Here is an 11485-nt window from a genome sequence, read left to right as displayed (position 1 = left end):
TATTCAGTTTAAATTTAATATTTTTAAACTGTCTGAAAAAAGGGGAAGTTTACCTGGATTCTCTCAGAATTCATCAAGTTTTATAATGAACTCATACGGTAACAGTAGATTTGGCACACCATTTCTTGGAATCTATTTTCAAATGTATTATAGTTACTTAATTGGTGAATTTGAAAGTAAAAATAGTCAGCAAGATGAAAAATAAAAAAGAAATAATTTTTTTGGTAAGTATTTTTCTTGTATTTGTTGGGTGGTTATATTACCGTGATTCACAAAAAGAAAAAGCTTTAATGAAAAGTAAATATAATTTCGCTGTAGTTTCTGATAAATATCATGCCTCACGCTTGGGAAATTATATAGAAGTATACCACTTTATAAATGGTAAAATGATTGACACTGAAAGATTTGACCCAAAACATTGTTATGGACAGGTAAATATCGGAGATACTGTACTCATAAAATATGCGATTGATAAACCAGAAATGGTGGAACTTGAAAGTTGCTATTGGAATAGGGAAAAATATGAGAAGTTGATTGGTCGTGTACCAGATTAGCAGGTGGTTATGTTAATGGGGAGTGTGCCAGATTTATTGAGGAATGAAATTTATTTAATTAACCATTTGTTTTTCAGGTGGTAGCGGGGGTATCAAGAATAGTTCGATAAGGGTAATCATTAGATTGCCCTTTTTTCGTGTTTTATTCGGTCTATTATTCAATAATTACGTACTACGTGTATCAGAATTATTGCTCGTATGATTTGTTGTAATTTTCAAATGAAAAAAAACGGGAAGACCTTTAAGTGCGATCAGCACTACCTTCGTAAGCACAGGCCTGAATTCTATAAATCAAGTCTATACGACCGTTGGATAGAGATTAGGAGGAAAATTCATTAGTTTTATCCGCTGGATTATCTTATAATGCGATGATTATGGTTCCGGTTATCAGGAGTATTAATACATGGTTTACTGTTTCTTCTGGTAGTACATTGGGAGCTATAAGCACATTCCCAGTAACTATAGAACACTCAGTTATGAGTGTTTTCGGATTTGCATGTAGTCGTGTTCCCAGATCTAAATCTTCGTGTTTAAATTTTATAACGGGAAACTTCATTATTAGCACAACCTCTGGTAGACTGTAAAATAGTATCAATGGACTTAACCAATTGGAGCAATCTAATAATTTAAATGATATGTTGAAGAAGTTATATAAAAAATATATGCTCTATGTAAATATAGTGATTCTTCATGTTGTAGGTTTTACTCTATACTTTTATCAAGTAAAAAATGAAAAAAATAAGCTAGAAAATAATAATACTATTTATGGTTTATTTATTGGTTACAAAGGAGGTTATGGAGGTACGGGGTGTTATGTAACAATTAACCCTACAAAGAAGAAGGAGATTAAAGGTTGGATTAGAAATTGTAGATATTGCAACGCTTTGCCTGGCGATTCTGTATTAGTGAAATTTGCAATAGAAGATTCAACTGTACTTGATTTTGTTCGTGATGACAAAGGAAGATTGATTATAAAACGTAAAAGTTGGTAATGTTCACTGATAGTTACCAACTCGAGAAATACCACCTGCATGGTAGTATGCCAAAATGGTGTCACTAGTTGTTTTTTGTATAACTATCTAAAAAAAGTGGTTAAAAGGTTTGTTATAGAAGTTGTTGAATGGTGATACAACAACATATACCGCAAATTCCGCACTCCCGTTCCGCTCTTGTTGTTTTTCTATAAGGTAAATCCCCGGTTTTACTAACTACAGATAGGAAATACGAGATGAACAGTCAATCTTAGAATAATCTTACGTACATTTCAAACGGAGAAATTTTCGTTACAACTCTACATGCGAGACGATATGATAGCCAGAAAATTTGACAAACTGGAAAAATACGTGTTCTTAACAGTAATCGCGATAAGCTTACTTCCGGTTTTGACGAATACGTTCCTGCCTACAATGGATGGAGCTGCGCACTTGTATAATTCAAATTTGATTAATGTATTGCTATTTGAAAACAATCCGCAAATCCATGAGTTTTTTGTTTTGAATCAGGAGCCGGTTCCCAATTGGATAGGGCATTTTATTCTGGCTGTATTTAATCTTTTTCTTCCTTCATTTGTTGCCGAGAAAATACTGGTTTTGTTTTACCTGATAGCATTCCCGCTTTCATTCAGAGCACTTCTAAAAACCATACATCCGGAAAACTATGTTGTATTCAGCTACCTGATATTTCCCTTTTCCTATTCCTTTTTGTTCCTTTTGGGATTCTATAATTTTTCTATCGCATTACTACTGCTGTTTATTACACTCAATTACTGGATAAAGAATGAAGATCATCTTTTCTCAAAAAAGAGCATTTTTGTTTTGTTTATACTGACCACATTGACTTATTTTTCTCATATTTTTATCTTTGGATTGCTACTGTTTTTTATCGGTGTACATATTGTAGTGAAAGCAGTGATGACCCTTGTGGATAATTATCCGTTACAGGTTAAAGAGACAGGGAAGTCTGTACTAAAAAAGTCCGGGATAGTATTGCTTTCTGCTTTTGTTCCTTTGCTTTTATTACTGAATTATTTTTTGTCACGAGATACACCCGGGAATGCTGTTTTTCTGGAGTATTCGGAATTGATAAAGTGGTTGAAGGAGATCCGGCCAATTATCGTATATGACTTTGTATTCGAAGCAACGTATACGAAAAAAATCTTCTACGTTTTGATGGCGATGACAGTCGTGTCCCTCTATCTCCAAATTACCAGACGTTTTTTTTCCCGCAGCAATCCTTCTCCATCTGCAAAAGGTAGAATTGTACTTTCTAACTTTTGGTTGGTACTGGCGTTTTCAATGCTACTCTTCTATTTTGTACTTCCAGATTCCGACGGAACTGCCGGTTTTGTTTCTGTGCGATTGGGGTTATTATTTTTCATCGTTCTGATCATCTGGCTTTCGACACAGAGATTGCCCAAATGGTTTACGATATTAGGTGTGTTGGTTGTTTTATATTGCAATCTCAGGTTGACAGTATATTACTCATCTGTTATTCGTGATTTGGATAAAGTAGCCGTAGAATGTTATGAAATGTCAGAACAAATCGCTCCCAATAGTGTGGTTTTACCGCTTGATTATTCGGATGATTGGTTAGCACTTCACTTTTCAAATTACCTGGGGGGTGATAAACCGATGGTGATACTTGAGAACTATGAGTGTGCTACAGGGTATTTTCCGGTAAAATGGAATGAGGCAAAAATTCCTGTAACGCTATTGGGTACAACTCCACCGGAAGAATATTCTTGCCTTGAATGGAAGTCCAACTCACAAAGTTCGTTGAAGAAGCCAATTGATTATGTATTTATTTTAGGGGATATAGACTCCGGGACAGACTCCTGTACTGCTTCTATAAAGGAGAATTTGCAGCAAAACTATTCCTTAATTTCCAGTACGGAAAATTGTCAGTTGTTTAAACGAAAAACCTGATGCTCCTTCTTTCGGATTGAAACCAATCATTTCGGGAGGATGATACCCCATTACCCAAACGTGTAATGGGAAAATATTATCTGTTTTAGAATAATGCTTAAATTTATTCGCAAGTAGAGAATTTGAGAGTGACGATACTACCTGAATAGATCAAGTTGAAACGGTCTTATAGTCCAATAAATGATTCAATTTGTAATATTATTGTGAATAAGGAATTTTATATTACTCTCTTTCATCGATGAATGAATAGTAAAAACCGAATGTAAAATAAAAGAAGTATGAAAAGTAAAATCGTATTATCACTGTTGGCTATAATCTATACATCAGTATTTTTTGCGCAAAATGAAGACAATGACTTTTTTACGCTAAAGGACGGTGAAGTTACTTTTTGTCAAATTCCTTCCATATTTAATAATTTCAATACATCAAGTGTGGAGACAGGACAAATAGTTGTACAGCATCTAAATGAACAAAATATTCATTCCATATTGTTCTATGGCGCTAAATTTTCTCTCGAAGAACCAACCGCCGCCTGTGCCAGTGATGAACTTAAATTTGTGTTTAAAATATTTGAAGACAATTCCGGAGAAGCAGGAAATGAAATTGTCAGCTTAAGAGATAGTGCAGTCTTACTGGCAACAGCTACAAATTTTAATATCGGAACAGTAGATGTCGTTTATCACTGGGAGTATGTTAACACCAATTTAACCAACCTGCCTGAAAGTTATTTTTTAGGAATACAAAGCTCATCCGGTGAATGCCGATTTCTGTGGGCATCAGGTCCGGAAAATATAGAAGATGATCTGTCCTATAAATTTAACCCCGAAACTGAAATGTGGGAAGAATTAAACATAGGACAAACTGTATGTATTGAAAGTCCTTTGACTAATGAGATTGCTATAAATGAAGGAAGAAAAACGGAGATATTTCCAAATCCGGTGCAAAGTTCATTAACTATAAAAACGGACCAAATTTATGCAATTGAAATAGTAAACGCTAACGGCCAGGTTCTCTCTTCATTCCAAATGGAAAGTCAGGAACAGAAAATAGATGTCTCTCAATTTGAAAAAGGTATTTATTTCATAAGATTTTGGGATAAAGATGACACGTTTATTAAAAAGGTCCTAGTTTATTAAGGGGCGTAAGCAAAGGTGATTGCGAATGTCTGTTACCGTATATAGTCAGATATTTTAGGTCAAAGCGTATAATATGGCAGTAGAAAGAGACTTTATAAAAAGGGAAATTGAAAAACTCGTTTTAGTATTGACCAGCTTAATTGATAAAATGAGCAGGTTGAAATCAGGTAATACGCAAAACAGTATAGAGGAAGTAAATCAAACACTCAAAAGTGCGTTTGACTTAACACTTGAAGATTTCAATGAAATGGAAAGTCAGGATTTCTTAAAAAAGATCACGAATCTCCACGAATCACATATCGAAAAGTTAATTGAGCTACTGTATACAATAGTTTTATCCACAGAACTTACTGAAGTAAACAGGAACTATAACAAAGCCATGCTGTCAGAAAAAGCCGTTTTATTAATAGACTTTCTACATGAAAATTCCACTACTTTTTCAGTAGAAAGAATGACGATTAAAAATGAATTACAAACCTATCTGGAAGAGTAAACTATTTCGGAAACATATTTTGTTTGTGCTGACGTACAGTAATATTTATAGAGATTTTTAAGACCTATCGCATCACTGAGATAAGTTGGTAACTTGTTGACTAATAGTTTGTCAATATGGTTAATAGATGATACTATCTAACCCAAATAAGGTTCAAATAGGGTTAACCCCTTTGAAAGTAATAGGGTTTACCCTGTTTTCTCACTGATTGTACACTCCTAAATTTGCACTGTTTTGTTGGAGTTACATCATTTCAACAAATTATAGATCGGTTAATACGACCCTCTTGAAATAATTATCAGACTTGTATATACGTCATCGATAGAGTTGGATGATATAATCTGACTGAAATTAAACAAATCTCAAATCTCAAAAAATAAATGTATGAAAGTATCAGGTGGTAAATTAGGAAGTTTAATAATTGGATTAGCGATAATAACTTCTTCATGTGTTAGAGAAGGATGTATGGATAAAACAGCAGTGAATTTTGATTCAAAAGCGACGAAAGATGACGGTTCATGTACATATTTAACCAGTGGTGATGAACAGGGAAGTCAGGAAAAAGAAAATCACACCTATAGTCTAATAACAACAGAAGGAGATACACTGTTTTTTGGAGAGATTCCGTATGCTGATGGAATGGCTTATGCAGGTATAGATGAGGATAATAATCGCTATCGATTAAGGTGGATGTTTTCGGATGAGGAAGAACCGGGGGTTCTCTGTGGAGGAGTCATTTATTTGAATCAGAATAATCAACCTGAAATGAGTGCCATTACTAGTAATTCTAATGATGGAAATGGAATTCAGATGCAAACACTAGGTATAAATGCCGTATTAGCCCAAACGTATGAAGGAATAATAGCACTAGAAAACTTTAAGGTTCGAAATGAAATTCCTACAGGTGATCGACGAATTACCACAACCATTGTTTTTGAAGGAGATTTTATTGATTTGGCGGGAGAGAACTTTTCAGGTAAACTCAAAATAACTTTTAGTAATTAACGATCTAATAAATATTATTCAGATGAAAAACTTTTCGATTTATCTTTTATCAATAGTTTTACTTGGTGCTTTAGCGATGAGTTCTTGTAAAAGAGAAGGTTGTACAAACCCTAAGGCAGAAAATTATGATCCAAAAGCCAAAAGAGATGATGGTTCTTGTAGTATACCAGCGAATGGAACAAATTCAGGGGATGGCACAAATCCAGATAATGAAGATATGGCACCTTGCGAACAACCTGGTGTGGAGTGTTTAGTTGCCGAAAAAGTTGTTGATAATACAGCTTTTGCCGGTAGAACGGGGCATGGTTGTGTTACATTTAACGGGAAACTATACATCATAGGAGGGATAAATACAATTGGTTCAACAGGATATCGCTTAAATGATGTTTGGAGTAGTTCGGACGGAGAAAACTGGACATTGGAAGTCAGCGAGGCACCTTTTTCCAAGAGGATACATCACGCTGTTGTTGTACATGATAATAAGCTATGGGTTATCGGTGGACAGACAGATGGAAATACTCAACTAAATGATGTCTGGTATTCTGCAGATGGTATGAACTGGACAGAAGCTACCTCAAACGCCCAGTTTGAACCACTACAATTTCATAAGGTGATTTCATTTCAAAATACTATGTACTTAATCGGAGGAGCTCTATTATTTAATGATGGTAAGGTTTGGAAATCTTCTGATGGAGTGACATGGGAGTTGATAACGGAATCAGCACAGATTGGAGATCGCGATCTACATAGTGTAGATATATTTGACGGAAAAATATGGCTTTTTGCTGGGAGAGAGGGGCTTTCTTTTCAAAATGATGTTTGGTATAGTGAAGATGGAGTGAACTGGACTGAGGTTGTGACGGAAGAGCCTTTCACTACCAGGGCACATCAAAGTGCTTTTGCGCTTAATAATAAGTTTTATGTAATGGGAGGATACACTAATTCATCTTACAGAAATGATCTTTGGGTTAGCTCGAATAGTGGTGTGAACTGGTCACGGTATATTCCCCAGGATCAGGAGTTATTGAATAGGAGAGGTTATATAGCTATTCCATTTAATAATCATATTTATATTATAGGTGGTAGAGTTGATGAGGAGGATGCAAATGATATATGGAGAATAGATCCTCTTTAAAGTAAAGTTGTATCTCAGAAGTGTGTTAGGAGGTAAGGTATTTTAACTAGGTCAAAATAAACCTACTTCCGAACAAGATATCATACAACCAGGGAAGTGAGTGTAGAAAGCTCACTTCCAAAATTAAAGAGATAATTCACGGTGTAGTATCATAAAGAAAGGGGGGGCGTATTTATTCCAAAACGACCTTAACCGCTACCCAGCCTTTTGCACCTTTCTCTTTCTCAAAGCGTACTTTTCTGCCTTTTGCAGGTTCTCCACCTGAAATATTACTCTGATACACAAAAAAACTTTGATCGTCCGGAGTTTTAATGAATCCATATCCTTTAACAGGATCGAAGTAGTTGATCGTACCTTTTAGAATCGGATCAATTTCACTGTCATCTCGTTTAGGGATTCCGATTTCGATATCCTTTGCTTTTATTTCCTTTTTATTGGTTTGGGCAGGAGGCGTATCATGAATAACACCATTTTCATCCACGTAGGCCATCATGCTTTCCCAACCGGACTTATTGGAGCTTTCCTTTCGGGACTCTTTTTTGAATTCTTTTTCTTTCTTTTTTTGTCTTTTCTTTTTTTCTCTTTCTTTTTTATTGAAGGTATCTGCCATAATCTATTATATATGTTTAAAATTTACTTTTGATATGTTTTCATATTTCCCAGAATACGTAAAGTCTTTACATGTCCGTATACCGCGGAAAAGAGAGTCTTATTAACATAATAAGGAATATGAAAATCTTTTGCTGTGCGAGCAACTATTTTACTGATGGTCCGATAGTGAATGTGACAAATGTTTGGGAATAAATGATGTTCTATCTGATTGGTCAATCCTCCTAAATACCAGAAAAGAAATCTGCTTTTCGGAGAAAAGTTACTTGTTGTTTGTAACTGGTGTATATGCCAGTTAACATCCATCTTACCGGGACTGTCAGACTGAGGAAAGCTGGTGTGAGGAACAACATGAGCGAGTTGAAATACAACACTTAGCAAAATCCCTGCTAAAACATGCATCAATACGAATCCAAGGATGATCCAGTAAGCAGAGAAAGGGGCAAAGATCATCGGTAGCAATAATGCATACGTCAAATAAAGTATCTTCAGAGGTATTAATTTTAAGATCCGAAGTCGGTATTCCTTTTTCGTTTGGATTAACCCCATTTTGTAGTAATCTGTAGCTTTTCTAAAATCTTTTACGGTAACCCAATAGAGGGTAAGTACTCCGTAAAAAAACCACACATAATAATGTTGAAATTTTTGAATCTTATACCCTTTACTGTGAGGAGAAAACCGGAGTAGAAATAAAGGCGCGTCTATGTCCTCATCATGTCCGTGAATGTTGGTGTAAGTATGATGAAGTACATTGTGTTGTAGTTTCCACATTTTACTGCTGCATCCCATATAATCCAATGTGTGGCTCATAAGATTATTTAACCGCGAATGTTTGGTGTAAGCACCGTGGTTGGCATCATGCATTATTCCCATTCCTATTCCCGCAATTCCTAAACCACTTATAAGATAAAGTAAAATAGCTAAGAGGGGGGAACTAATGATTCCAGAAGCCAGTAATACAATTGGGATAGTATAAACAAGGAGCATGACAACCGTCTTTAAAATCATACTTGTGTTTGCTCGCTTATGTATTTTGTTCAGTTTAAAGTAGAGATTAACCCTTCTTTTCAAAGTTTGTGAAAATTCTCGTTCAGCAGTACGTGAAAATTTAAGATGTTCGATACGCTCTTTTATTAAGTGAATATTACCCTTTCTTATGAAGGCTTAAATACTATCTTTCGCTAAACTTAATAGACGAAAAACAACTAAATCCTAAAATAAAATGATATAAATAAAGAAAGGGAAAACGATGAAACGTTTTGACAAAACTAAATTACAGCACCAACTTATTTAACAGAATTTTATTTGGTTTTGCAAATATAGGCATTTATTTTGATTTAGTCCCATAAATTGAAGTAAAGAAAAATAAATCCATTGTATATCAAAAAAGTACGTACATTTGTACCGAACAGGTTAATTCTTATTCTGAGAAACGGTTGTAATTGTTTCAGAGGTTTTCAAATTGTATTGTAATCAAACCTCATCATTTTTTAGAATTTTCGTGTAAACAACATATATCAATAGAGATGTATGATTGTTATTCAGGCAAAGATATAGCCAGCCGGAAAATGTTATTAAATGAAAAATGTATTTCAGGAATCTCACACCTGAAATAAAGTGAAGAAACGAAGCCGTTCATAGTGTTTGTACATTACAAGAACACTTGTTTCTTAATGAGATAAAAATATTCTTTTTCTTTTCACAGCATACGTTTCGGAATTTTATTGATGTCTTGCGAAGTATTTTATTTCGCAGAAACGAAGGACAATTGATTGGTCTTTCTTTACAGGTTGGGAAAATCCGAATCTGTCTGAACAAAATTACCCGAAATGGTAAAGAAATTAATGATATGCAAATAGTAGAAAATAAACGCAAACCCGCTAGAACAAATAAACCAAGAGCAGCTGCTCCAAAACGTGCAAGCCGTCCGGCAAAAAAGTCACAGTTAAATCCTGAATTACTTATTCAAAAAGCTATTGCCTCTACCGTAAAATCAATTACAGTAGAAAAGCGATTTGAGGAAATGGAATTACAACCACAGTTGAAAATCAATATACAGAAAATGGGGTTTGTATCACCCACCGAAATTCAGGATAAAACTTTTGATAAATTGGTGGATGGAGGAAACCTGATAGGTATTGCTAATACCGGAACAGGTAAAACAGGAGCTTTTTTGATTCCTATTTTGGAAAGTTTGTTGCGTAGCGAGGGAGATAAGTTTACCTCTCTGATTATTGTTCCGACACGAGAACTGGCGATTCAGGTGTACGATGAGTTTAAAAAGTTATCAGAAAAAATGAATCTGAGCGCCGCTTGTTATATCGGGGGAACAAATGTTGAAAAAGATGTTCGGAGCTTGAAAAACCGTTTTGATCTTATTATTGGTACTCCGGGACGTTTACTTGATTTAAATCAGAGAGGGAGTTTAAAACTGAACCAATTTAAAGTATTGGTGTTGGATGAATTTGACAAAATGCTCGATATGGGCTTTATCCATGATATTCGAAAATTAGTGGGAGGAATGAAGCAGCGTAAACAGACTTTACTGTTTTCGGCCACTAAAGATCCAAAGCAAAAGGTCATTATTGATGAAATTGTAACCGATCCGTTTCTTGTAGAAATACATTCGGGAGACTCCAGTTCAAAGAGTGTTAATCAGGACGTGATTAAGGTTGAAAATGGACAGGATAAGTTTAAGCTTTTGCTGGATGTGTTGAGTAATACTGATTTTAGTAAAGTTATTTTGTTTACGGAAACAAAGCATCTGGCAAACCGACTTGCGAAGAAACTTAATAGTGCAGGGGTAAAGGCAGACCAGATTCACGGTAACAAATCACAAAATTATAGAATCAGTGCCATGAAAAAGTTCAAGAATGGCGGAATCAGAGTGCTTGTTGCAACAGATGTTGCAGCGAGAGGGATAGATATAGATCACGTATCGCTGGTGATTAATTACCAGATCCCAATGGATTATGATACATATATTCACCGGGTTGGAAGAACCGGAAGAGCTGGAAATACAGGAACTGCCTACACGTTTGTAGACTAGTTCTGTTTCAAATAAATAACATATAATTTAAAGTAAGATGAAAGAGGGAACAGTAAAATTCTTCAATGAAGCAAAAGGGTTTGGTTTTATAAATGATTCAGCAAGTGGGAAGGATGTGTTTGTGCATTCATCCGGGTTGACAACTAGAATTAAAGAAAATGATAAAGTTAGCTATAATATTGAAGAAACATCGAAAGGGTTGAATGCTGTAGATGTAAAAATATCTGATAATTAATCAATTATCTTTAATGCATAATTTGACTTCAGTTAAAAATTGTAGTCGTTTTATATAAAATCCTCTATCAAAAAGTTGTAATTTTTTCCGTTTGAGGTCACTAATAAAAATCCCAATGAAATTTCATTGGGATTTTGTGTTTTTATTCTAACCGGAACTAAGGATTTGTTCAGTAGCATAGTTTATGCATTTGATTAAATTTAAAATAGCTACATTAGAAATGAAGTTGTTTTAGAGATCAGTACCACCAGTATAAGAGAAAGAATACATGCTATTGAGATGGTGAAAATTATGATAAAAACAGATTGCGGAAATGCTCCCAAAAGAGAGTTCCTTAAAGAATTC

Annotated in this window: 13 protein-coding genes; 10 read left to right on the top strand and 3 right to left on the bottom strand. The window is 34.8% G+C overall.

Features of this window, described 5'->3' with window-relative positions:
• Together AC4PL9_RS14625 and AC4PL9_RS14620 are read left to right on the top strand one after the other, a co-directional pair.
• Nucleotides 1-205: hypothetical protein (locus AC4PL9_RS14625; protein WP_491605493.1), on the top strand; the 205-nt coding region annotated here is incomplete at its 5' end.
• The gene (locus tag AC4PL9_RS14620; protein WP_491605492.1) at nucleotides 195-554 is read left to right on the top strand and encodes a hypothetical protein; all 360 of its coding nucleotides are present in this window, start codon (nucleotides 195-197) and stop codon (nucleotides 552-554) included. The genes AC4PL9_RS14625 and AC4PL9_RS14620, both read left to right, overlap by 11 nt.
• A gap of 358 nt (nucleotides 555-912) precedes the next feature.
• On the opposite strand, the gene AC4PL9_RS14615 is transcribed toward AC4PL9_RS14620, so the two are convergent.
• Nucleotides 913-1110, bottom strand: coding sequence for a hypothetical protein (locus AC4PL9_RS14615; protein WP_491605491.1), 198 nt, complete (start codon nucleotides 1108-1110; stop codon nucleotides 913-915).
• 79 nt (nucleotides 1111-1189) lie between these two features.
• On the opposite strand from AC4PL9_RS14615, the gene AC4PL9_RS14610 reads away from it, so the two are divergent.
• From AC4PL9_RS14610 to AC4PL9_RS14585, 6 genes are all read left to right on the top strand, one after another.
• Nucleotides 1190-1546: a hypothetical protein gene (locus AC4PL9_RS14610; protein ID WP_491605490.1), complete on the top strand. Its 357-nt coding sequence runs from the start codon at nucleotides 1190-1192 to the stop codon at nucleotides 1544-1546.
• Between the two features lie 303 nt (nucleotides 1547-1849).
• Nucleotides 1850-3478: a hypothetical protein gene (locus AC4PL9_RS14605; protein ID WP_491605489.1), complete on the top strand. Its 1629-nt coding sequence runs from the start codon at nucleotides 1850-1852 to the stop codon at nucleotides 3476-3478.
• A gap of 278 nt (nucleotides 3479-3756) precedes the next feature.
• On the top strand, nucleotides 3757-4614 hold the full coding sequence (locus AC4PL9_RS14600; RefSeq protein WP_491605488.1) for a T9SS type A sorting domain-containing protein: 858 nt from the start codon (nucleotides 3757-3759) through the stop codon (nucleotides 4612-4614).
• A gap of 73 nt (nucleotides 4615-4687) precedes the next feature.
• Nucleotides 4688-5107 carry a hypothetical protein gene (locus tag AC4PL9_RS14595; RefSeq protein ID WP_491605487.1) on the top strand — a complete coding sequence of 140 codons (420 nt, stop codon included), beginning with the start codon at nucleotides 4688-4690 and terminating at the stop codon, nucleotides 5105-5107.
• Between the two features lie 384 nt (nucleotides 5108-5491).
• On the top strand, nucleotides 5492-6112 hold the full coding sequence (locus tag AC4PL9_RS14590) for a hypothetical protein (RefSeq protein ID WP_491605486.1): 621 nt from the start codon (nucleotides 5492-5494) through the stop codon (nucleotides 6110-6112).
• A 22-nt stretch (nucleotides 6113-6134) separates the two neighbouring features.
• Nucleotides 6135-7247, top strand: a complete 1113-nt coding sequence (locus AC4PL9_RS14585; protein ID WP_491605485.1) for a Kelch repeat-containing protein — start codon at nucleotides 6135-6137, stop codon at nucleotides 7245-7247.
• Between the two features lie 172 nt (nucleotides 7248-7419).
• Here the strand turns inward: AC4PL9_RS14585 and AC4PL9_RS14580 are convergent, their stop codons facing one another.
• Together AC4PL9_RS14580 and AC4PL9_RS14575 are read right to left on the bottom strand one after the other, a co-directional pair.
• Complete coding sequence (locus AC4PL9_RS14580) at nucleotides 7420-7857, bottom strand: cold-shock protein (RefSeq protein WP_491605484.1); 438 nt, start codon at nucleotides 7855-7857, stop codon at nucleotides 7420-7422.
• A gap of 23 nt (nucleotides 7858-7880) precedes the next feature.
• Entirely contained in the window at nucleotides 7881-8864 is a 984-nt protein-coding gene (locus AC4PL9_RS14575; RefSeq protein ID WP_491605483.1) for a fatty acid desaturase family protein, read from the bottom strand.
• Between the two features lie 841 nt (nucleotides 8865-9705).
• Here AC4PL9_RS14575 and AC4PL9_RS14570 point away from each other — a divergent pair.
• Together AC4PL9_RS14570 and AC4PL9_RS14565 are read left to right on the top strand one after the other, a co-directional pair.
• Nucleotides 9706-10905 (top strand): DEAD/DEAH box helicase, encoded by a 1200-nt coding sequence (locus AC4PL9_RS14570; protein WP_491605482.1) that lies wholly within the window; start codon nucleotides 9706-9708, stop codon nucleotides 10903-10905.
• A 37-nt stretch (nucleotides 10906-10942) separates the two neighbouring features.
• Nucleotides 10943-11140 (top strand): cold-shock protein, encoded by a 198-nt coding sequence (locus AC4PL9_RS14565; protein ID WP_491605481.1) that lies wholly within the window; start codon nucleotides 10943-10945, stop codon nucleotides 11138-11140.
• Nucleotides 11141-11485 lie beyond the last annotated feature (345 nt).

It is taken from the genome of Wandonia sp. (assembly GCF_984588085.1).
Note: the sequence above shows the minus strand (reverse complement) of the source record. Positions and strands in the feature narration are given on the sequence as shown.